This window comes from Corynebacterium humireducens NBRC 106098 = DSM 45392 (genome assembly GCF_000819445.1).
Classification (GTDB): Bacteria; Actinomycetota; Actinomycetes; order Mycobacteriales; family Mycobacteriaceae; genus Corynebacterium; species Corynebacterium humireducens.
The window spans coordinates 295,483-316,360 of sequence record NZ_CP005286.1; the positions used below are offsets into that span (position 1 = coordinate 295,483).

At 68.2% G+C, this 20,878-nt stretch carries 23 protein-coding genes and 1 riboswitch; of the genes, 22 read left to right on the plus strand and 1 reads right to left on the minus strand.

Translation table 11 applies throughout. The features are described from left to right. The first annotated feature begins 60 nt into the window (after positions 1-60). A complete protein-coding gene (locus B842_RS01435) occupies positions 61-252 on the plus strand; it encodes a helix-turn-helix domain-containing protein (RefSeq protein WP_040084763.1) in 192 nt (63 codons plus the stop codon). 220 nt (positions 253-472) lie between these two features. Beyond that, complete coding sequence (locus B842_RS13340) at positions 473-574, plus strand: 30S ribosomal protein bS22 (RefSeq protein ID WP_003855542.1); 102 nt, start codon at positions 473-475, stop codon at positions 572-574. A gap of 58 nt (positions 575-632) precedes the next feature. Here B842_RS13340 and B842_RS01440 read toward each other — a convergent pair whose 3' ends face one another. Further along, positions 633-1,697 (minus strand): HAD-IB family hydrolase, encoded by a 1,065-nt coding sequence (locus B842_RS01440; protein ID WP_040084764.1) that lies wholly within the window; start codon positions 1,695-1,697, stop codon positions 633-635. A gap of 89 nt (positions 1,698-1,786) precedes the next feature. On the opposite strand from B842_RS01440, the gene B842_RS01445 reads away from it, so the two are divergent. The 20 genes from B842_RS01445 to B842_RS01540 all read left to right on the plus strand — a co-directional run bounded on the left by B842_RS01445 (position 1,787) and on the right by B842_RS01540 (position 20,859). Next, entirely contained in the window at positions 1,787-2,023 is a 237-nt protein-coding gene (locus tag B842_RS01445) for a glutaredoxin family protein (protein ID WP_040084766.1), read from the plus strand. Positions 2,024-2,158: 135 nt separating this feature from the next. Next, a complete protein-coding gene (locus tag B842_RS01450) occupies positions 2,159-3,490 on the plus strand; it encodes a glutamyl-tRNA reductase (RefSeq protein WP_040084767.1) in 1,332 nt (443 codons plus the stop codon). 11 nt (positions 3,491-3,501) lie between these two features. After that, positions 3,502-4,401, plus strand: coding sequence for a hydroxymethylbilane synthase (gene hemC / locus B842_RS01455; RefSeq protein ID WP_040084768.1), 900 nt, complete (start codon positions 3,502-3,504; stop codon positions 4,399-4,401). A gap of 28 nt (positions 4,402-4,429) precedes the next feature. Further along, entirely contained in the window at positions 4,430-4,801 is a 372-nt protein-coding gene (locus B842_RS01460; protein WP_040084769.1) for a hypothetical protein, read from the plus strand. 47 nt (positions 4,802-4,848) lie between these two features. Continuing rightward, positions 4,849-5,616: a hypothetical protein gene (locus B842_RS01465; protein ID WP_156119397.1), complete on the plus strand. Its 768-nt coding sequence runs from the start codon at positions 4,849-4,851 to the stop codon at positions 5,614-5,616. 181 nt (positions 5,617-5,797) lie between these two features. Next, positions 5,798-6,022: a hypothetical protein gene (locus tag B842_RS13555; protein WP_156119398.1), complete on the plus strand. Its 225-nt coding sequence runs from the start codon at positions 5,798-5,800 to the stop codon at positions 6,020-6,022. After that, on the plus strand, positions 6,019-7,122 hold the full coding sequence (locus B842_RS13560; protein ID WP_040084772.1) for a sensor histidine kinase: 1,104 nt from the start codon (positions 6,019-6,021) through the stop codon (positions 7,120-7,122). The genes B842_RS13555 and B842_RS13560 overlap by 4 nt, the downstream gene beginning before the upstream one ends. Beyond that, entirely contained in the window at positions 7,119-7,751 is a 633-nt protein-coding gene (locus B842_RS01480; protein WP_040084774.1) for a response regulator, read from the plus strand. Before B842_RS13560 ends, B842_RS01480 begins: the two co-directional genes overlap by 4 nt. 162 nt (positions 7,752-7,913) lie before the next feature. After that, a complete protein-coding gene (locus B842_RS01485; RefSeq protein ID WP_040084775.1) occupies positions 7,914-9,590 on the plus strand; it encodes a bifunctional uroporphyrinogen-III C-methyltransferase/uroporphyrinogen-III synthase in 1,677 nt (558 codons plus the stop codon). A gap of 244 nt (positions 9,591-9,834) precedes the next feature. Continuing rightward, complete coding sequence (gene hemB, locus B842_RS01490) at positions 9,835-10,830, plus strand: porphobilinogen synthase (protein ID WP_040087213.1); 996 nt, start codon at positions 9,835-9,837, stop codon at positions 10,828-10,830. After that, a complete protein-coding gene (locus B842_RS01495; RefSeq protein WP_052437671.1) occupies positions 10,830-11,411 on the plus strand; it encodes a hypothetical protein in 582 nt (193 codons plus the stop codon). Before hemB ends, B842_RS01495 begins: the two co-directional genes overlap by 1 nt. A 7-nt stretch (positions 11,412-11,418) precedes the next feature. After that, positions 11,419-11,919, plus strand: a complete 501-nt coding sequence (locus B842_RS01500; RefSeq protein ID WP_040084776.1) for a hypothetical protein — start codon at positions 11,419-11,421, stop codon at positions 11,917-11,919. Between the two features lie 10 nt (positions 11,920-11,929). Further along, positions 11,930-14,539 (plus strand): heavy metal translocating P-type ATPase, encoded by a 2,610-nt coding sequence (locus B842_RS01505; protein ID WP_040084777.1) that lies wholly within the window; start codon positions 11,930-11,932, stop codon positions 14,537-14,539. A gap of 44 nt (positions 14,540-14,583) precedes the next feature. Further along, positions 14,584-15,651 carry a uroporphyrinogen decarboxylase gene (gene hemE, locus B842_RS01510; protein ID WP_040084779.1) on the plus strand — a complete coding sequence of 356 codons (1,068 nt, stop codon included), beginning with the start codon at positions 14,584-14,586 and terminating at the stop codon, positions 15,649-15,651. A 2-nt stretch (positions 15,652-15,653) separates the two neighbouring features. Then, positions 15,654-17,072, plus strand: coding sequence for a protoporphyrinogen oxidase (locus tag B842_RS01515; protein ID WP_040084780.1), 1,419 nt, complete (start codon positions 15,654-15,656; stop codon positions 17,070-17,072). 9 nt (positions 17,073-17,081) lie between these two features. Beyond that, a riboswitch (guanidine-III (ykkC-III) riboswitch) is annotated at positions 17,082-17,145 on the plus strand. 22 nt (positions 17,146-17,167) lie between these two features. After that, entirely contained in the window at positions 17,168-17,482 is a 315-nt protein-coding gene (locus tag B842_RS01520) for a DMT family transporter (RefSeq protein ID WP_040087216.1), read from the plus strand. 49 nt (positions 17,483-17,531) lie between these two features. Then, complete coding sequence (hemL, locus tag B842_RS01525; RefSeq protein WP_040087217.1) at positions 17,532-18,848, plus strand: glutamate-1-semialdehyde 2,1-aminomutase; 1,317 nt, start codon at positions 17,532-17,534, stop codon at positions 18,846-18,848. A gap of 16 nt (positions 18,849-18,864) precedes the next feature. Further along, positions 18,865-19,467: a histidine phosphatase family protein gene (locus B842_RS01530; RefSeq protein ID WP_040084781.1), complete on the plus strand. Its 603-nt coding sequence runs from the start codon at positions 18,865-18,867 to the stop codon at positions 19,465-19,467. A gap of 1 nt (position 19,468) precedes the next feature. After that, a complete protein-coding gene (locus tag B842_RS01535) occupies positions 19,469-20,068 on the plus strand; it encodes a TlpA family protein disulfide reductase (RefSeq protein ID WP_040084782.1) in 600 nt (199 codons plus the stop codon). After that, complete coding sequence (locus B842_RS01540) at positions 20,065-20,859, plus strand: cytochrome c biogenesis CcdA family protein (RefSeq protein WP_040084783.1); 795 nt, start codon at positions 20,065-20,067, stop codon at positions 20,857-20,859. Before B842_RS01535 ends, B842_RS01540 begins: the two co-directional genes overlap by 4 nt. The last annotated feature ends 19 nt before the right edge of the window (positions 20,860-20,878 follow it).

The following is a 20,878-nucleotide window of genomic DNA, read 5'->3' on the forward strand; positions in this document are numbered from 1 at the left end:
TGTCCGTCCTGCGGGAGGGGAAGCCTGCAGCGCGCCACATGCTGAAGGGTTGAATGAAATATGACTAATGCAGACAAGGGCACCTTTCTCACGGTTGCGGAGGTCGCGGAGATCATGCGCGTCTCGAAGATGACCGTGTACCGGCTGGTTCACTCCGGTGACCTGCCGGCGGTCCGCGTGGGCCGTTCCTTCCGTGTTCACGAGAAGGCGGTCGACGATTACCTCGACTCCTCGTACTACGAGGTCGGTTAAGTCCCCCGATGCGGCGCCGGTCACCCCTGTGGGTGACCGGCGCCGCAGTCTTTCCGTCGTTTTCTAAGGGGAGCCACTTTTGGAGGCGCGGCAGGGCGCCGGTATGATGAATCCCATTCGTGCCGACGGTACCTACCCGCGCAGCCAGCGTGGTCGAGAGTGCACCTCGAGGAAAGTCGGCAGGTTACGTACGTACTCACTCACGATCTGAGGAGACCCCATGGGTTCTGTCATCAAGAAGCGCCGCAAGCGCATGTCCAAGAAGAAGCACCGCAAGATGCTGCGTCGTACCCGCGTCCAGCGTAGGAAGCTGGGCAAGTAGTACCGGACGATCACAGGCCGTTCCCTCCGGGGGACGGCCTGTGGTGATTCCGGGGGGACTACTGCTGGTGCGGAGTCGGACGCCTCCGGAACACCCGCCAAGAACCCAGGCTGGCCGCCGCGGTGAACAGGGCGGGCAGCCCGAAGGTGCGGATCGCACGGCGCACCGAACGGTAGTCCCGGACCTGCCAGCCGCGGCGCGCGGCCTCCTTGCGCAGCTTCGTGTCGGGGTTGATGGCCACGGCCGTGCCGACCATCGACAGCATGGGGATGTCGTTGATGGAGTCCGAGTAGGCGGTGCAGCGCTGCAGGTCGAGCTGCTCGATGGCGGCCAGGGCGGCGACGGCGTGCTTCTTGCCGGGCCCGTGGAGGATGTCGCCGACGAGGCGGCCGGTGAAGCGGCCGTCCTCGACCTCGGCGACGGTGCCCAGCGCCCCGGTGAACCCGAAACGCCGCGCCAGGATCTGGGCGAGCTGGACGGGGGTGGCCGACACCAGCCACACCTGGTGGCCGGCGTTGAGGTGCATGCGGGCCAGTTCGCGGGTGGCGGGCCAGGCCTTGTCGATCATGGAGGAGTCGACGATGTCCTCGCACAGTTCCACGAGCTCGTCGACACGCCTGCCCCGGATGAACTCGAGGGCCTGGTTGCGGCCCTCCGCGACGTCGGCGGCGTTCTCGGAGCCGGTGACGCGGAACTTGATCTGCTTCCAGGCGATCGGGAGTATCTCGGAGAGGCGGAAGTACTTCCGGCGGGCCAGTCCCATGGCGAACACGATCAGGGAGGAACCCTGGATGAGGGTGTTGTCCACGTCGAAGAAGGCGGCGGCGCCGACGTCCTGCGGGATGTCGGGGTCCGGCACGGAGATGTGGAGGCCGCCGGCGGCCTCGATGGAGCCGGAGACGGAGTCGACGCCCGAGGAGAAGGCGTCGAGCTCGATGCCGAAGGTCTCCTGGACGGCGGCTGCCGCGGCGGCCTCGCCGGCGGTGCGCTGCGACTCCTCGTCGATGGGCGGCAGGGCGCGGTCCTCGAGGAAGCGCCGGAGGTTGCCTCGGGTGGCGCTCCAGCTGGCGAGGAACTCCGCAGGCGTTCCGGGGAACAGGGGATCCGGGTGGGAGGGGCTCACGTCGCGGTCCGAGCCTTCCTGTGTGCTTCGGTGGATGGGTGGGGCGGTATCGTGTCCATGGTAGGCCCGGATGAAGGAGACTGTGGACCATGGCGGAGTCGGTGGAGCTGTTGATCCGGACGACGTGTGGCTCGTGCGCGCGCGTCGAGAAGCAGATCACGCCTGTCGTGGAGGCGGCGGGACTGGTGCTCGACGTGGTCAACGTCGACGAGGACCGGGGTCTGAAACTCGAGTTCGGTGACCGTGTTCCCGTGGTGCTCGTCGACGGCGACGAGTTCGCGTGCTGGGAGGTCGACAGTGAAGAACTTGCGGCGGCGCTGGCCTGATCGGGCCGGTCGGCTGTGGATTTCCCGCACATCGGGGGTATCCTTTTGTATGATCCACCCCGCGGGTGTGTGCACGGCACGCCCCGGGGTCTGTGAATTGAAGTGTCCGTGATGCGGAAAGCGGTGAAGGAAAACGTGAGTGTGCTCGTCGTGGGAATGTCTCACCGGTCGGCACCGGTGGCGCTGCTCGAGCGACTGAGTATGGATGAGACCGTCCGCCACGACACGACCTCACGCCTGGTGCAACGCCCCTCGCTCAGTGAGGCGATGATCGTGTCCACGTGCAACAGGCTCGAGATCTACTCGGTGACCAACTCGTTCCACTCCGGCGTCCAGGACGTCGTCGAGGTGCTCCACGAGATCTCCGACGTCGACATCGACACCCTCCGCGGCTACCTCTACGTCCGGTACGCGGACGCGGCGGCCGAGCACATGATGGTGGTCGCCTCCGGTCTCGACTCCATGGTCGTCGGCGAACAGCAGATCATCGGCCAGGTGCGCACCGCGTACCAGGAGGCCAGTGAGAAGGGCACCGTCGGACAGACGCTGCACCGCCTGGCGCAGACCGCCCTGCACACCGGCAAGCGCGTCCACTCGGAGACCGACATCGACGACGCCGGCGCCTCCATGGTCTCCGTCGCCGTCGACGAGGCCCTCGTGCACCTCCGCGCCGAGAATCTGGAGGGTCGTGTCGCCCTCGTCCTCGGCGCCGGGGCGATGGCCTCCCTGGCGGCGACGCACCTGGGCCGGCTCGGTGTGGAGAAGCTCGTCATCTCCAACCGCACCCGCAGCCGCGCGGAACGCCTCGCCGAGCACTCCCGTGAGGCGGGCGTCCCGGCCGACGTCATCGACTTCGACGACCGTGCCTCCGCCCTGTCCTACGTCGACCTCGCGGTCTCCGCGACGGGCGCCGACGACTTCACCATCACCCCCGCCGACATCCCGGCGGAGCGCCCCCGCGACCTCATGCTCGTCGACCTGTCCATGCCGCGTGACATCGACGACGCCGTCGTCGAGTCCGAGGGCGTGCACCTGGTCAACATCGAGCGCCTCCACCAGACCATCTCCGGCCGCGGCGAGAACGCCACCGGACACGAGGAGGCGCTGGCCATCGTCGCGGAGCAGCTGCAGGAGTACAGCTCCGAGCAGCGGGTCCGCGACGTCGTCCCCGCCGTGTCCGCCCTGCGCCGGCACGCCGCGGAGCTCATCGAGTCGGAACTGGACCGCCTGCGCGGGCGTACCCCGGCCATCGACGACCCCGACTTCGAGGAGGTGTCGCGGACGGTGCGCCGGGTCGTCGACAAGCTCCTCCACGAGCCGACCGTGCGCGTGAAGCAGCTCGCCGCCGAGTCCGGCGTCGTGTCCTATGAATCCGCGCTCCAGGAGCTGTTCGGCCTCCAGACCGAGGCTCCGGCCGTCGCCGTCGACGTCGCCGACCTGCCCGAGGGCAAGCTCACCACCAACTAAGGAGAACACACGTGACCCGCACGACCCTGAAGATCGGTACCCGCCGCTCCAACCTCGCCACCACCCAGTCCGGGCACATGCGTGACGCCCTCATTGCCGCCGGTTACGAAGCCGAGCTGCACCTGGTGACCACCGCCGGTGACGTCAACATGGCGCCCGTCGAGCGCATCGGCGTCGGCGTGTTCACCCAGGCGCTGCGGGAGGCCCTGCACGCCGGGGAATGCGACATCGCGGTCCATTCCTTCAAGGATCTGCCCACCGCCCCGGATGAGCGTTTCCACCTCGTCGTGCCCGTGCGCGCCGACGCCCGCGAGGCCCTCATCGCCCGCGACAACCTCACCCTGGAGCAGCTGCCGCAGGGCGCCCGGGTGGGCACATCCGCGCCGCGCCGCATCTCCCAGCTCAAGGCCGTGCGTCCGGACCTGGACATCCGTCCGCTGCGCGGCAACATCGAGACCCGCATGGGCTATGTCACCGACGGGGAGCTCGACGCCGTCGTGCTGGCCTACGCCGGCCTGTCCCGCGTCGGGCTGGGGGAGCGCGCCACCGAGGTCTTCGGCCCGGACGTGATCCTGCCCGCCCCGGCCCAGGGTGCCCTGGCCATCGAGTGCCGCGCCGATGATGAGGAGGCACGCGCCGCCATCGACCTGCTTCTCGACGCCGCCGCCTACACCTGCGCGAACACCGAGCGCATCGTGCTCAACCGTCTCGAGGCCGGCTGCACCGCCCCCGTCGCCTCCCATTCGACGATCGACGCCGACGGCACCATCCACCTCACCGCGGGTGTCTTCGCCCTCGACGGCTCCACCCAGCTGGTCTACGAGGGCTCCGGCACTGATCCGGTGACCCTCGGTGAGGCTGCCGCTGCTGATCTTCTGGGCCGCGGCGCGGCGAACCTGATCGACCGTTAGCCGGCGGGCGTATACACTCGCCAACACCATGGCTGTTCTGAAGATCAGCGACCGGCAGGTGACGGTCGCCCTTGACTGGTGGGAGAAGCTCGCGGCACGACGTTCGCACTTCACCATCCCGACCCGTGTGATCACGGGTGTCTCCGTCGTCGATGACGCCTGCGGGCTGGCGCATGCCGTGCCCGCCGGGCGCCGTGCCCCCGGCACACGCATCCGCGGCGTCACCAACACCGGCACGTTCACCGCGGCGGACGGTACCGGGGCCAGCACCTTCGCGGTATGTCACGGCAGTGGTCTGGGCATCATCCTCGAGCTGAAGTCCGCCACCGTCAACCGCATCATCATCTCCACACCGCTGGCGGGGAAATACGCCGAGCAGCTGGCCGAGATCTGCCCCTGAGGTAGGGGCGTCGACCACTGGTGGGGGCCAGGGGTAGACGAAAGAGGATGGTGCAGTTCGCGGGGCTGTCGGACACTGGTTGCCGGGTCAGGCCGATGGGGCCTGACCATGAGCACAGACAGGAATCTGTAGTGGCACATCGAATTACCACCGTGTTGCTGGCGACGAGTGTCGTGGCGGCCCTGGGGATGACAACTTTAGTTCCCACGGCGACAGCTGCCCCCAAATCCCTGGAGCTTCCGGCCCCGGGTCCGGTGAGTGCGGAAGCTGTGTATCTCGGGGAAGTCGATCTGATGCCGGAGCAGCAGGACTACTTCGACAATGTTGTCGCGATCGGCGCGGAGTTTGAATACGACGAAGAGGGAAAACTCACTCTTCCGACGAGCGACGCGTCGTTGCTTGATCAGGGCTTTTCGCGGGAAGAGATCCGGTTACTCCGCGAGAGCATTGCGGGAGCAGGGAATCACGTCGGTGCCGTTGCGCCTGACCGCACGCAATATCTTCCAGCCCCGAACGTTCACGTTTCGAATGGAACGCTCTACATTTCAAATCACGATCTGAAAGCCGGCATTGCGACCGGCATTGCCACAGCTGCAGCGATTGGCCCCGCAGCACTTCAGGCAGCATTCATCGCTCTGGGTACCATGCTTGGTGGCCCCGCGGGCACCATCATCGGCATTACCATTGCGATTGCAGGTGCGCCGAGCATGATCGAATTGGCAGGACGGGTCACATTCGCTCTTGCCACGGGGCAAGGGACCTATATTCGTCCTGTTGCTTCGTACCCGCCCATGGAATTCGGGTACTGGCGGTAGCTTACTGCCTCACTTGATCAGCTGAAGAAGGGGTGAAGCCATGACCTGGAGAGACACTGGAAAGTGGGTACTCCACCTTGCTCCGTTGATCTGGTGGGGAGGCCTCGCATCGTATGTGCGGGTGAGGTCCGCGACCCCCGGGAATCCCCCGGTCGGTGACCTCGCGGCGACTGTTCCGTTTATGGCCATCGGGCTCGTGGCACTTGCCGCAATTGTCTGGTTGCGGAAGTCGGACCTGAAGCTGTTGACCACAGTATTCGTTGCGATGGCCACCATCACTCTGGCCGTGTTCGTTACCGACTGGGATGGCTGGAGTTTCTATCTCCCGGTTGGGTTGTCGGCGGTCGTGCTTCAGTACCTGGTGTACCGACCTTATTTGGGTGGCACGCGGAAGCGACAACAATGATCTGGCTTCGGCGCCGACTCGCCGACGGCGGGTGGGAGGTCCTGCTTGCCAGCGGCATCCTCGTCGCAGCGCTCATCCGGCAGGGGCACTGGTATAGCTGGTCCACCGCCTCCGCGCTCATCCTGTTCGCTGCGGTGTTCGTCGCCAACGTGAGCGGCGTCCGAGCCACGGTCATGGTGTGCTGTTCGCTCTTCTCCCTGTTCATTGACCCGGACCTCTGGCCAGGGCTCGCCCTGTACCAGGGCTTCATCATCGTTGAGCTGCTCTTTTTCCGCTGTTTTCACCGTTCTGCGATGATTACTTCCGCAGCTGTCTTCGCGTGGTTCGCCGTGGCGGGTCCGGATGAGGTCGGCGTCTACGGGTTGACCCTGAATATCTACTTCGCTGTTGCCGGACTTGTTGTCGCTTTCCTGGTGGCGCGGCTGAGAGTGCTGCTTCACGTCGAGAAGGAAAATCTTCGGCTCATGCGCAGTGTCGTTGAGAATCAGCTTCGCAGCGACCTCGCTGTTCGGGTCCACGATGACATTGCCGGCTCTCTCACCCGGGTGGTTCTTCGGGCGGAGCGCCTGAGAGAAACCATGAACAATGACCGGGCCTCGAGCGAGGCCTCTGAGATCGCGCATTCCGCACGGCAGGCACTCCAAGGGGCTCATCACCTGATCACTGGGCTCGCCCGCGGCTCCGGGTCCCCGGAAGTCGATGCGGTGACCATCGAACAGGCGTTACGGAAACACTCGGCACTGCTGGCGCAGCTCGGGATGCCCGTGGACGCCAGCATTGAAGGCACACCAGCACAAGTTCCACCAGAGACCAATGACCTGATCAGACAAGCTCTCGCTGAAGGCGTACTCAATGTCGCGAAGCACGGTGCGGCTAATGAGACGGTCCGCATCCGTCTCGACTACGGGGATGCGGCGATCCTGCAGATCGTCAACCAACTCAATGCCAACCCCGACGCCCCGTCGACAGGAAGTGGTATGGGTATTCAAAGCATGCGCCGCGCGTTCACAGCCGCGGGCGGAACACTCCACGCGGAGGCAGCGGGTAATGTGTGGATGCTGGTCGCAAAGTTGCCACTGAAGACGAAGGAGAGTGCGTGAGTCCCACCCGTCTCCTTGTGGTTGACGATGACCCGCAGGTCCTCGACGTTCTCCCGTCCTACTTCACTGAAGCGGACGGGTTCGTCCTTGCAGGCACTGCCGCCGACGGCTTTCAGGCCCTCGATGCAGTCGCCAGGCTGCACGTCGATCTGGTCCTCACCGACGTCCGGATGCCGGGGATGGATGGCGTGGAACTGGCACGTCGTCTGGCGCAGAACCCCCACGGCCCCGGTTGTCTCGCCCTGACGAGCTACAACGACGAAGTCGCCATGGTGACGTTGCTGAGGGCGGGCGCACGGGGTTATGTGAAAAAGTCTGCACCCCCGGAGGAGGTCCGCCGGGCGGCCAAAGTCGCCGCCGGGGGAGGAGTGGTCATGTCCGGGCAGGTTGCGGCGGCGCTGCGGAGCAACCTCCGTCACCCCGAACCGCCGACAGACGGTTTCACTGACAGGGAGATGAGCGTCCTCCGGCAGGTGCTCCTGGGTAAATCCAACAAAGGCATCGCCACCGATCTGCACCTGGCCGAGGGAAGCGTAAAGAAATACGTGTCCGCCCTGCTCCTCAAGTTCGGCGTCCCATCCCGGCTGGAACTGGTGGTGAGGGCCATGGAACGGGGCTTCCGTCCGTGAGTCCCGGCAGCCGGAGTTTTCGTATTCCGGCGTTCCTAATTTAAGGTGTGAATACCACACTGTGTACGCCCCCGAATGATATGGCCCCCTTTGAAGCCCTCCGACGGGGCGTGCATCTGTGTCATGCCCTGTTGTGAGTAGTCCACACTAGAAAAGATCTGTATGAGCATGGTCCCTCAGACCTCCCAGCCGGGAAAGGTCGTCTTCGTCGGCGCAGGCCCCGGAAACCCCGAGCTGCTGACCGTTCGTGCCCGCGAGGTCCTCGCTGCAACATCCATCGCCGTGACCGACCCGGGCGTGCTCAATGGTGTGCGCGAGGTGGTGGCCTCCGCGCTGCCCGTTCCCCAGGAGCGTCTCGACGCCGCCGAGGCCGAGTACGAGCGCATCTGCGCCGAGGCCAAGGAGGCCGGCGCCCGCCGCCGTCCTCCGCGCCCGCCGGCACCGACCGCCGCTGACATCCGCGAGGTCATCTCCGCCCGACCCGATGAGATCGTCGCGCAGCTGCGTGACGCCCTCGCGGAGGATGACGGCGATGTCATCCGCCTGGTCACCGGCAACCCCCTGACCCGTGATTCCACGATGGCGGAGATCGCCGCCGTCGCCGCCGCCGGCATGGAGTTCCAGGTCGTGCCGGGCATGTCCCTGCCTTCCACGGTGCCCTCCTTCGCCGGTATCGGCCTCGGCTCCACCTACACGGAGACCGACGTCACCGGCAACAACATCGACTGGGATCAGCTCGCCTCCGCCCCGCAGCCGCTCGTGCTGCAGGCCACCGCAGACGACCTGCCGACCATCGCCACGGAGCTGTCCGCCCGCGGCATGGTCCCCGAGACCCCGGTCTCCGTCACCGTCAACGGCACCACCCGCCTGCAGCGCACCCATGACGCCACCCTGGGTACCCTGGGCCGTCTGGATGCCGAGCTGCCGGGTCAGCTGGTGGTCACCCTGGGCAAGGGCGTCGACGACCGCACCAAGTACTCCTGGTGGGAGAACCGTCCGCTCTACGGCTGGCGCGTGCTGGTGCCGCGTACCAAGGAGCAGGCCGCTGCGATGAGTGCGCGCCTGTCCGGCTACGGCGCCATCCCGCAGTCCGTGCCGACGATCTCCGTGGAGCCGCCGCGCAACCCGGCCCAGATGGAGCGCGCCATCAAGGGCATCGTCGAGGGCCGCTACCAGTGGGTCGTGTTCACCTCCGTCAACGCCGTCTCCGCGGTGTGGGAGAAGATCGTCGAGTTCGGCCTCGACGCCCGCTCCTTCGCAGGTGTCCGCCTGGCGGCCGTCGGCACGAAGACCGCCAAGGCCATCAGCGACCTGGGCATGACCCCCGAGCTACTGCCGGCCGTGACCGAGCAGAACGCCGCGGGCATCGTCAAGGTGTTCCCCGAGTACGTCGAGGACCTCGACCCCGTCGGGCGCGTCCTGCTGCCGCGGGCGGACATCGCCACCGACGTCCTCGTCGACGGACTCGTCGACCTGGGCTGGGAGGTCGACGACGTCGTCGCCTACCGCACCGTCCGGGCCGCCCCGCCGTCCGCCGACATCCGCGAGATGATCAAGTCCGGTGGCTTCGACGCCGTCTGCTTCACTTCGTCCTCGACGGTGAAGAATCTCGTCGGCATCGCCGGTAAGCCGCACCCGCGCACCATCATCGCATGCATCGGTCCCATGACCGAGGCCACCGCGAAGGAGATGGGCCTGCGCGTCGACGTGGTCCCGGAGATCGCCGAGGTCCCGGAACTCGTCGACGCTCTCGCGGACCACGTCGCCGGACTGCGTGCCGCCGGGCAGCTGCCGCCGCCGCGCAAGAAGCGCCGCACGCGCCGGAAGACGACCTCCTAGTCCCGGAAGCCTCACGCGCCTGTCTCAACCTGTCGAATCTGTTCTCGAGGGCATCCCGCGACCTGCGGAGACGATGACCCCGTCCAGACAGAATCGACAGGTTGAGACAGGCGCTTCCGGCATCAGGCGCATGCACTCCTGAATTCGTGGGAGCAGGCGAGCGCCTATGATGGCGGGGAACACCGACTGACCCACTTTTCCGGAAGGACCAGCGCCCGCTGTGACTGACCAGTCCACCCCTTTCCTGTCTGTGCCCACCCGTCGCCCGCGCCGCCTGCGCTCGAACCCGGCGATGCGTGAGCTCGTCGCGGAGACGGCTCTGCGCCCGGCGGATCTCATCCTGCCGATGTTCATCGCCGACGGCATCGACGCCCCGCGTGCGATCTCCTCGATGCCGGGCGTGCAGCAGCACACCCTGGACTCCCTCAAGCGCGCCGCCCACGAGGCCCTCGAGGCCGGGGTGCGTTGCGTTGACCTGTTCGGCGTGCCGCTCGACGAGGACAAGGACGCCGACGGCACCCCCTCCTGCCGGGAGGACGGCGTGCTCAACCGCGCGCTGGTCGCCATGCGTGAGGAGTTCGGCGATGACCTGCTGCTCATGGCGGACACCTGCCTCGACGAGTTCACCGACCACGGCCACTGCGGTGTCGTGCGGGAGGACAGGTGGGGGCGGGCGGTCGTCGACAATGACGTCACGCTGGACCTCTACCAGAAGATGGCGGTCGCGCAGGCCGACGCCGGCGCCCACATCGTCAGCCCCTCCGGCATGATGGACGGCCAGATCCTGGCCATCCGTGAGGCTCTCGACGCCGCCGGCCACGAGGACGTCTCGATCATGGCCTACTCCGCGAAGTACGCCTCCGCGTTCTACGGCCCGTTCCGCGAGGCCGTCGGCTCCTCCCTCGAGGGGGACCGCCGCACCTACCAGCAGGACCCGGCGAACCTCCGGGAGTCGCTGCTCGAGGCGGAGCTCGACATCGACGAGGGCGCCGACTTCATCATGGTCAAGCCGGCGATGCCCTACCTCGACGTGCTCGCCGCCGTCGCCCAGATGTCCCCGGTCCCGGTCGCCGCGTACCAGGTGTCCGGCGAGTACGCGATGCTGCAGGCCGCGGCCGCCAACGGCTGGCTCGACCTGGAGGCCGTGATGATGGAGTCGCTGACCTCGATCAAGCGGGCCGGCGCGAACCAGATCCTCACCTACTTCGCGACGGACGCCGCCCGACTGCTGAACCGCTGATGACTGACGCCACCGACACTACTGGCACCACCGGCACCACCGGCACCGACAAGAAGCCGGAGACGGTCCGCCTCATGCTGCTGCTGTTCGCGGTGGCGGTCGGCGGGGAGATCATCCACCAGATCCTCAACGTCACCATCGGGTTCATGGACCCGTCCGCGCTCATCGCCACCGCGAAGGAGGCGATGAGTGAGGAGCAGCTGGCGGAGATCACCGACGGCCGTCTCCGGGCCACGGTCATCGCGTCGATGCTGCTGGCAGGTGGTTTCGGCATCGCCGTGATGGGACTGCTGGCGTTCATGCTGGTGCTCATCCACCGGCGTTCCAGCTACGCGGGCCTGGCCCGTCGCATGCTGCTGGTGTTCGGCTTCTACTTCGGCTTCCGCATCCTCATGCTCTTCATGGCCAGCCCGGGCGGGAACAACGTGCCCGTGGCAATGTATCTGCTTGACGGCAGCGTCCAGATCCTGGTCGGGGTGGCCGCCGTCCTGGGTCTGGTCTTCTCCCTCCGGGTGGAGACGCTGAAGTGGACCCGTGAGATCGACGCGTCCGGCAAACGGATCGACCCACGAAGGAAGTGAGCCACAGATGCCCAGCATGTTCCCCGGCATGGTGCCCTCCCCGGATGACCCCAACCGCGGCCCCCGTCGTACGCCCTCCGGGGCCGACCCCGGCACCTGGCCCGGCTCACTGAAGTGGGGCTACTACGTCAGCGTGGCGGCCGCGATGCTCATGGTGGTCACCGGCATGATCGGTCTGGCACAGGACCACGGGGCCACCCCCGACGTCAGTGCGGAGGTCATCGCCGCCTTCCACCGCAACGTGCGTTTCATCGGCGTCTACAACATCATCGCGGGTCTGACCGTCGCCGCCCTCGCGGCGCAGCTGAGGTCGGGTGGCAGGATCTCCCGCCGCATCCTGGTGGGTGTGTTCGCGCTCTCCATCTTCTTCAACATCGCGGCCTTCGCCATCCAGGTCAGCGGGTTGGCGGCTGTCGTGATCTGCGTGCTCCTCGGTGTGGCGGCCGTCATGATCTTCCGCCCGGACGCCAACGCCTACATCGCGCGGATGAGCAGCAGCAACGACTAGTCTGACGGGCATGGACCGCAATGATCAGGTGACGTCGGCGCTCGAGGAGGCCCGGGCTGCGGCGCGGGCTGTCGGGATCGACGTCGACACCGGGCCGCTGCAGGTCGACGACGACCGCCCGAAGGTCTCCTACGCCTTTGAACTGGAGGGTCTCACCGCCGCCCCCGACGTCGCCGACATCGAGATGGCGCTGGAGGAGATCCCCGGTGTCCGTGCGCGGGTGGTGTTCCCCAAGTCGACCGTCTGGATCACCGCCCCCGACACCGTGGACCCGGACGACCTGGCGGCGGTGATCGCCTGCTTCGACGTCCGCGCCACCCTCACCGACTCCTCGCTGCGCCGCCGCATCATGCGGCCGGACCTGGTGGAGCGGCCGCGGCCGACGGTCCGCGCCAGCCGTCTGCCCTGGAAGTACCGCCGCCACCTCGAGGACGAGGAGCGCAATCTGGAACGTGCCCGGCGCTCCGGTTTCCTGCTCGAGCAGGAGGACCGGGAGCGGCTGGAGGCCGCCCAACCGCGGGACCTGCTGTTCACGGCCCGTGACCTGCTCACCCCCACCCGCTTCATCGTCAGCCTCATTCTCGCGGTGCCGGTGCTGCTCATGTCCTATCTGGAGACGCTCCAGTTCGACGGCTGGCAGTGGCTCTCCCTGGGCCTGGCGCTGCCGGTGGTGACCTGGGGGGCGTGGCCCTTCCACCGGGCGATGGTCGGAGGCGCCCGCCGCGGACTGACGGCTCTCGACGCCGCCAGCTCGGTGGCGGTCATCGCAGCGACGATCTGGTCGATCGTCATGCTCCTGTTCACCGCGGCCGGTGACCTCGGCTGGCACTCGACACCGCACTGGTTCGCGTTCCAGCAGCAGCGCATCGTCGACGGCGAGCTCTTCCTCGACGTGGCCTGCGGCATGACGGTGCTGCTCTTGGCGGGGCGGCTGCTCACGATGCGCACGCGCGTCAGCCTCCTCGAGGAGATGGACGCCCGCCGGCCGGGGCCGCAGCACATGGTGCACGTGGCGCCGAAGACCCGCGTGCCCGGCACCCCGGCCCGGGGCCAGGCCGAGGAGGAACGGATTCCGCTGCAGGAGGTCAACGTCGGCGACGACATCGTCGTCCTGCCGGGGGAGGTCATCCCCGTGGACGGCACCGTGGTGGGTGGTTCCTGCACGATCAGCCGCGGGCTCATCAACACGGGCGGCGGTGACCGCGAGCAGGTGAAGGTCAACTCCTACGTGCACGCCGGCTCCCGCAACCTGGACGGCCGGATCAAGGTCCGCGTCGTCCACACCGGGCACCGCACCCGCATCGCGGCGATCCACCGCTGGGTGGAGGAGGCCAACATCAAGCAGCAGCACTCGACGCTGCTGTCGACCCGTACCGCGGCCATGCTCATCCCGGCGGCCCTCAGTCTGGCGGCGCTGGACTTCCTGCTGTGGGTGCTCATCGCGGGCAACTTCAACGCGGCCTTCGCCACCTCCCTGGCGGTGCTCGCCTCCGTGGCCCCGGTCGCCCTGGCGCTGTCTCCGGCCCTGGCCATCCGCCACGGCATCGAGGCGGCGGCCCGGAACGGCATCCTCATCCGGGACGGCGCGACGATCCGCCGGACGGAGATGATCGACACGGTCATCTTCAACCGGGTGGGCACTCTGGCGGAGAACTCCATGACCGTGGAGTCCGTCACCGCCGCCCGCGGGGAGAACCCGGAGCTGATCCTCCGTGTCGCCGGCGCCCTGGCGCTCGAGTCCGACCACCTCGTCTCCCGCGCGCTGGTGAAGGCGGCCCGTGAGGCCCGTGACACAGGCGCCGGCGGCGACGACGTCCCCCACTGGATCGAGGTGGCGCACGCCGAGAGTGACGGGGAGGGCACCTTCCGGGGTCTCGTCGAACTCCCGGTGACCGCCCCCGACGGCACAGTCACCATGACCCAGGTCGAGGCGTCGGTGTGGCGTCCCCGCACCATGTCCGACCTGCACGGACGCCTCGCGGCGGCGGTCGTCTCCGGCGGCACCCCCATCGTGGTGCGCTGGAAGGGCCGGGACCGCGGCGTCATCAGCCTGCATGACACCGTCAAGGACGACGCCCAGGAGGCGATCGAGCAGCTCGAGCAGGAGGGCATCGAGACGATCATGCTCTCGCGGGACACGTACCCGGTGGCGCGTCGTTACGCGGACCGCATCGGCGTCTCCCAGGTGCTGGCGGGCATCGCCCCGGCGAAGAAGCCGCACACCGTCCGCGCCGTACACACGCAGGGCGCGACGGTGGGCATGGTCGGCGACGTCTCCGTGCTGTCCTCCCTGCGGGTGGCGGACGTGGGCATCCTCGTCGGGGACGGCAGCACCAGCGACGAGGTCGACCAGATCACCCACTCCGGTCACCCGGACGTGGACATCATCGTGCTGCGGCAGGACGTCTCCGCGATCCCGGAGCTCATCGCCCAGTCGCGCCGGGTGTGCCGCATCATCGACCAGAACATCCTCTTCTCCTGGGTCTACAACGGGGTGGCGCTGGTGGCCTCCGTGGCGGGCGTCCTCCATCCGATGGCGGCGACCTTCCTCATGCTCGGTTCCTCCCTCCTCATCGAGGCCCGCTCGAACAGCGCGCGTACTTTCCGACGCGCGGCGTAGACCCAATTACCCCCGACTACAACTTTTGGACCACAATGGTGCACATGACTCGTCGTTCCATTCCCGATGCCCCGTTCCTCGCCGCCGCTGCCGGCCGTACCCCGTCCCGTACCCCGGTGTGGTTCATGCGTCAGGCAGGACGTTCGCTGCCCGAGTACCTGAAGGTCCGGGAGGGGATCTCCATGCTGGACTCCTGCTTCATGCCGGAGCTGCTCGCGGAGATCACCATGCAGCCGGTCCGTCGCCACGACGTCGACGCCGCGATCCTCTTCTCCGACATCGTCGTGCCGCTGCGTGCCGCGGGCGTCGGCGTGGAGATCGTCGCCGGACGGGGTCCGGTGATGGACAAGGCCATCACCACCCGCGCCGACATCGACGCCCTGCCGATCCTCGACCACGAGGTCGCCGAGGTCACCGAGGGTATCCGCATCATCCTCGACGAGCTGCAGGACCACCAGGCCCTCATCGGTTTCGTCGGCGCCCCCTTCACCCTGGCCAGCTACCTGGTCGAGGGTGGCCCGAGCCGGAACCACGAGAAGACCAAGGCCATGATCCACGGTGAGCCGGACACCTGGCACGCCCTCATGGAGCGTCTCACCCCGACGATCGTCGCGTTCCTGCGCCAGCAGATCGACGCCGGCATCGACGCCATGCAGCTCTTCGACTCCTGGGCAGGTTTCCTCACCGAGCGTGACTACCGGGAGCATGTCCTGCCGTACTCCGTCGAGATCCTCAAGGAGATCGAGGGCGAGATCCCGCGCATCCACTTCGGTGTCGGCACCGGTGAGATCCTCGGCGCGATGTCCGAGGCCGGTTCCGAGGTCATGGGCGTCGACTGGCGGGTGCCGCTCGACGTCGCCGCCGAGCGCATCCACGCGGCCTCCGGCCCGAAGGTCCTGCAGGGCAACCTGGACCCGGCGATCCTGTTCGCCGGCCGGGACGCCGTGGTCTCCGAGGTCGCCCGCATCAAGGCGGAGGCGGCCCGCGCCATCGAGGCCGGCCACGCGACGGCCCACATCTTCAACCTGGGCCACGGCGTCCTGCCGAACACCAGGGCGGAGGACATCACCGAGGCCGTCTCGATCATCCACGCCACCAACGAGGAGAACTAACGGTGGAACCCACCAGGTACGCCATCATCGGCGCCGGCCTCGCCGGCCTGACCAGCGCCTACGAGATCCGCAAGACGGATCCGGGGGCCGTCATCCATGTCTTCGAGGCGGAGGACCGCATCGGTGGCAAGCTGTTCACCGTGCCCTTCGACTCGGGTCCCACCGACATGGGCGCCGAGGCGTACCTGGCCCTGCGTTCCGACGCGACCGACTTCTTCACCGAGCTCGGCCTCGCCGACGACCTGGTCAGCCCCTCGGGTCTGCGCTCACTCGTCTACTCCGACGGGGAGCTGCGCGGCCTGCCCGCCGGCGGCGTCATGGGCATCCCGGCCTCGTCGGACCCGGTGGCGCACGTCGTTTCCGCGGAGACCGCGGCGCGTATCGACGCCGAGGCCACCGACGCCCCCTCCATCGACTGGGAGGTGGGGGGCGACGTGAGCGTCGGCAAGCTCGTGACGGAGCGCTACGGCGCGGAGGTCACCGACCGCATCGTGTCCGCCCTCCTGGGTGGCGTGTACTCCTGCGCGGCCGAGGACCTCGGCGTCCGGGCGACGATCCCGCAGCTCGCGGAGGCCCTCGACGAACTCGCGGAGGCAGGGGAGAAGGTCACCCTGTCCGCCGCGGTGCGGATCTGCGAGGCACGCCGCACCCCGCGCGACCCGGGGGCGACCCCGACGCCGGTGTTCGCCACCTTCCGCCACGGCTACGCGCAGGTCTATGAGACGCTGGCGGAGAAGTCCGGGGCGGACATCCACCTCGACGCCTTCGTCTCGTCGGTCACCCGGGATCTGCGCGGCTTCCACCTCAAGGGCCCCGGCGTGAGCACCGAGGCCCCCTACGACCGGCTCATCGTCGCCACCCCGGCGCCGACCACGGCCCCGCTGCTCCGGGAGGTCGCCCCGGCCGCCTCCGCGGCGTTGAAGTCCGTGCAGCTGGCGTCCTCCGCGGTGGTGGGCATGAGGTTCGACTCGGACGAGGGGCTGCCGGAGAACTCCGGCGTGCTCGTCGCCATCGACGAGCCGGGCGTGCAGGCCAAGGCCTTCACCTTCTCCTCGCGCAAGTGGCCGCACATCGGCGCGCGCGGCGGGGCGCTGGTCCGCGCCAGCTTCGGCCGCTTCGGTGACGACGCCCTGGTGCGCGCCGAGGAGGACCTCCTCGTTGACGCCGCCCTCGACGACCTGCAGACCATCACCGGCTTCGACGGCCGCGCCGCCGGACTCTCCGAGATCTACGTCCAGCGCTGGTTCGGCGGTCTCCCGCGTTACGACGAGACCCACCTGGCCACCGTCGCCACGGTCCGGGCGGCCGTCGCGGAGGTCCCCGGCCTCGAGGTGACCGGCGCGTGGGCCGGGGGAGTGGGCGTGCCCGCCGTCATCGACGACGCACGCGCCGCCGTCGCCCGCGTCATCCAGGTAGGATAAGCGCTCGACATCAGCCCGGGGGTCCGGGCCCGGACGAGGGAGCCGTACCCGGCGTTGCGACAAGACGGCCAGGAAGGTTTCCCGTGTCCGTCACCCTGTCCTGGGTCATCCTCGTTCTCTCCGGCGCGTTCGAGGCGGTGTGGGCGGTCGCGCTCGACCGCTCCGACGGGTTCACCCGGCTGTGGCCCTCCGTCGTGTTCTTCGCCGCGCTCTTCGTCTCGATGGGTGGCCTGGCGGTCGCGCTCAAGCAGCTGCCGGTCGGCACCGCCTACGCGGTGTGGGTGGGCATCGGGGCGTCGATAGCCATCGTGTGGTCCTTCGCCACGGGCCAGGAGATGTTCTCCCTGGCGAAGGCCTTCTTCTTCGCCATGATCATCGGCGGGATCATCGGACTGAAGTTGGTCAACTGACCGGGGGGAAAGTTTAACCCCGGTTGACCCCGGTCGTATGATGGTGGGCATGACTCTGAGCTCCCCGACCTCCGCACGCACCCAGAAGTCCGCGCAGATGCACGACCGTGCCCGCACCCTCATCCCCGGCGGGGTGAACTCCCCGGTCCGCGCCTTCGGCTCCGTCGGCGGCCAGGCCCGCTTCATCGACTCCGCCCACGGCTCCACGCTCGTCGACGTCGACGGCAACGAGTACGTCGACCTCGTCTGCTCCTGGGGCCCGATGATCAACGGCAACGCCCACCCGGAGATCACGGACGCCGTGGTCAAGGCGACGGCGAAGGGCCTGTCCTTCGGTGCGCCGACCGAGGCGGAGATCGAGCTCGCCCAGATGATCATCGACCGCACCTCCGTCGAGGAGGTCCGCCTGGTCAACTCCGGCACCGAGGCCACCATGTCCGCGGTCCGCCTGGCCCGCGGCTTCACGGGCCGCTCCAAGATCATCAAGTTCGACGGCTGCTACCACGGCCACGTCGACGCGCTGCTGGCCGCCGCGGGCTCGGGCGTCGCGACGTTCGCGCTGCCGGACTCCCCGGGCGTCACCGGCGCCTCCGCGGCCGACACCATCGTCGTGCCGTACAACGACCTGGAGGCCGTGAAGCAGGCCTTCGCCGAGCACCCGGGCGAGATCGCCGCCGTGATCACCGAGGCCGCCGCCGGCAACATGGGCACCGTCGCCCCGCGCGAGGGCTTCAACGCCGCCCTCAAGGAGATCGCGCACGCCGACGGCGCGCTGCTCATCATGGACGAGGTCATGACCGGTTTCCGCACCTCCTACTCCGGCTGGTACGGCGTCGACGGGGTGGCGGGCGACCTCACCACCTTCGGCAAGGTCGTCTCCGGTGGTCTGCCGGCCGCCGCCTTCGGTGGCCGCGCCGACATCATGGAGCACCTCGCGCCCTCCGGCCCCGTCTACCAGGCGGGCACCCTGTCGGGTAACCCCGTCGCCATGGCCGCCGGCATGGCCTCCCTGCGTCTGGCCTCCGAGGACATCTACCCGCTGCTCCACCAGCACGCCGACCGCCTCTCGGGCCTCATCTCCGAGGCACTCACCCGCGAGGGCGTGGCACACCACATCCAGCGTGCCGCGACGATGTTCTCCGTGCGTTTCGCCGAGGGCGAGGGCCACAACTTCGCCGACATGAAGGCCGCGGACACCTTCCGCTTCCCGCCGTTCTTCCACGCCCTGCTCGACAACGGCGTCTACGCCCCGCCGAGCGTCTTCGAGACCTGGTTTGTGTCGACCGCCCTGAGCGACGATGATTTCACCCGTATCGAGGAAGCACTCGTCCCGGCCGCCCAGGCCGCCGCCGCAGCCACCGCGTAAAGGAAACACACCCTCCATGTCGCACACGATCGTCCACCTCATCCGCCACGGCGAGGTCCACAACCCGGAGCGCATCCTCTACGGCACCATCCCCGGGTACCACCTGTCCTCCCGGGGCCGTTCCCAGGCGGCCCGCGTGGCCCGCACCTTCGAGGACCACGACGTCACCTTCCTCGGCGCCTCCCCGCTGCAGCGCGCCCAGGAGACCGCGGAGCCTTTCGCGGAGACGCTGCTCCTCGACGTCGAGACGATCCCCGAGATCGTCGAGGCCGGCAACCGCTTCGAGGGTCTGCGCACCAAGGGCTGGAACTCCCAGCTGTGGAATCCGGTGCGCTGGCCGCTCATGTTCAACCCCTTCGAGCCGAGCTGGGGCGAGGCGTACGTCGACATCGCCGAGCGGATGATGGGCGCCGTCGAGAAGGCACGCCGTAAGGCGGAGGGCCACGAGGCGATCCTGATCAGCCACCAGCTGCCCATCGTCATGGTGCAGCGCAGCGTGCTCGGCGTCCCGCTGGCCCACGCCAGCCGCCAGTGCGAGCTGGCCTCCGTGACCTCGCTCGTCTTCGACGGTGACGAGATCACCGACATCTTCTACACCACCCCCGCGAAGGACATCTGACATGCGCCTGCGTGCGATCGCGGCCGTGCTCAGCGCGGCCGCGCTGACGCTGACCGCCTGCGGCCAGGACCCGGACGCCGCGAAGAGCGCGGTCGCCGTCGGCGGCACCTTCCAGTTCCACTCGCCCGGCGGGCAGATGGAGATCTTCTACGACGAGTCCGAGCGCGCGCCGCTGCCGGACATCTCCGGTGACTCCCTCATGGAGGAGGGCACCGAGATCTCCCTGTCCGATTTCGAGGGCGAGGTCGTCATCCTCAACGCCTGGGGTCAGTGGTGCGCGCCGTGCCGTTCCGAGGCGGATGACCTGCAGCGCGTCCAGGAGGAGATCGAGCCGCTCGGCGGGACGATCCTGGGCATCAACGTCCGTGACTACAACCGGACGATCGCGCAGGACTTCGTCATCGACAACGGCCTGACCTACCCCTCGCTGTACGATCCGCCGTTCCGTTCCGCCGCCCTGCTCGGCGGCGTGCCGACGTCAGTCGTGCCGACGACGATCATCCTCGACCGCCAGCACCGCCCGGCCGCGGTGTTCCTCGAGGCGGTCACGGACCGCGAGCTTCTCGACGCCGCCCTGCCCCTCATCGAGGAAACTGCATGACCGAACTCGGGCAGCTCTTCGCCGACGCCGCCGCCTCCGGCCCCCTGATCCTGGGGCTGCTCGCCGCGGCGGCCGCCGGCCTGGTCAGCTTCGCCTCCCCGTGTGTCGTGCCGCTGGTGCCGGGTTACATGTCCTACCTCGCCGGTATCGTCGGCGGGGAGGTGCGGCACGACGCGCAGTACGGCGCCGTCGTGACGAAGAAACGGCAGTGGGCCGTCGCCGGGGCGGCGTTGATGTTCATCCTCGGGTTCACGGTGGTGTTCGTGCTGGCCACGGTCACCGTGTTCGGGGCGATCAGCATGCTCACCCTCAACGCCGAGACCCTCATGCGGGTCGGCGGTGTGATCACCATCGTCATGGGCGTGGTGTTCATGGGCATGATCCCCGCCCTGCAGACCGACACCCGCATGGCCCCGAAGCGGCTGACCACCTGGGTGGGCGCCCCGCTGCTCGGCGGCGTGTTCGCCCTCGGCTGGACGCCCTGCCTGGGGCCGACCCTCGCGGCGATCATCTCCGTGTCCGCCGGCACCGAGGGCATGACCGCCGTCCGCGGCGTGGCGCTCATCATCGCCTACTGCCTGGGTCTCGGCCTGCCGTTCCTGGTCATCGCGCTGGGTTCCGCCCGGGCGATGCGGACGATCGGCTGGCTGCGGAGGCACTCCCGCAAGGTGCAGCTCCTCGGCGGCGTGCTCATGATCCTCGTGGGACTCGCCCTGCTCACCGGCGCGTGGGCACACTTCATCAACTTCGTGCGTCAGTGGACCGTCGAGTACGGCGCCACGATCATCTAGGAAGAGACGGAAAGAGCAT

Excerpts from the sequence above, each read along its gene's own strand:
- B842_RS01435 (WP_040084763.1), top strand. The coding sequence starts at position 61 with ATGACTAATGCAGACAAGGGCACCTTTCTCACGGTTGCGGAGGTCGCG.
- B842_RS13340 (WP_003855542.1), top strand. The coding sequence starts at position 473 with ATGGGTTCTGTCATCAAGAAGCGCCGCAAGCGCATGTCCAAGAAGAAG.
- B842_RS01445 (WP_040084766.1), top strand. The coding sequence starts at position 1,787 with ATGGCGGAGTCGGTGGAGCTGTTGATCCGGACGACGTGTGGCTCGTGC.
- B842_RS01460 (WP_040084769.1), top strand. The coding sequence starts at position 4,430 with ATGGCTGTTCTGAAGATCAGCGACCGGCAGGTGACGGTCGCCCTTGAC.
- B842_RS01465 (WP_156119397.1), top strand. The coding sequence starts at position 4,849 with ATGGTGCAGTTCGCGGGGCTGTCGGACACTGGTTGCCGGGTCAGGCCG.
- B842_RS13555 (WP_156119398.1), top strand. The coding sequence starts at position 5,798 with ATGGCCATCGGGCTCGTGGCACTTGCCGCAATTGTCTGGTTGCGGAAG.
- B842_RS13560 (WP_040084772.1), top strand. The coding sequence starts at position 6,019 with ATGATCTGGCTTCGGCGCCGACTCGCCGACGGCGGGTGGGAGGTCCTG.
- B842_RS01485 (WP_040084775.1), top strand. The coding sequence starts at position 7,914 with ATGAGCATGGTCCCTCAGACCTCCCAGCCGGGAAAGGTCGTCTTCGTC.
- B842_RS01495 (WP_052437671.1), top strand. The coding sequence starts at position 10,830 with ATGACTGACGCCACCGACACTACTGGCACCACCGGCACCACCGGCACC.
- B842_RS01500 (WP_040084776.1), top strand. The coding sequence starts at position 11,419 with ATGCCCAGCATGTTCCCCGGCATGGTGCCCTCCCCGGATGACCCCAAC.
- B842_RS01505 (WP_040084777.1), top strand. The coding sequence starts at position 11,930 with ATGGACCGCAATGATCAGGTGACGTCGGCGCTCGAGGAGGCCCGGGCT.
- hemE (WP_040084779.1), top strand. The coding sequence starts at position 14,584 with ATGACTCGTCGTTCCATTCCCGATGCCCCGTTCCTCGCCGCCGCTGCC.
- hemL (WP_040087217.1), top strand. The coding sequence starts at position 17,532 with ATGACTCTGAGCTCCCCGACCTCCGCACGCACCCAGAAGTCCGCGCAG.
- B842_RS01530 (WP_040084781.1), top strand. The coding sequence starts at position 18,865 with ATGTCGCACACGATCGTCCACCTCATCCGCCACGGCGAGGTCCACAAC.
- B842_RS01535 (WP_040084782.1), top strand. The coding sequence starts at position 19,469 with ATGCGCCTGCGTGCGATCGCGGCCGTGCTCAGCGCGGCCGCGCTGACG.
- B842_RS01540 (WP_040084783.1), top strand. The coding sequence starts at position 20,065 with ATGACCGAACTCGGGCAGCTCTTCGCCGACGCCGCCGCCTCCGGCCCC.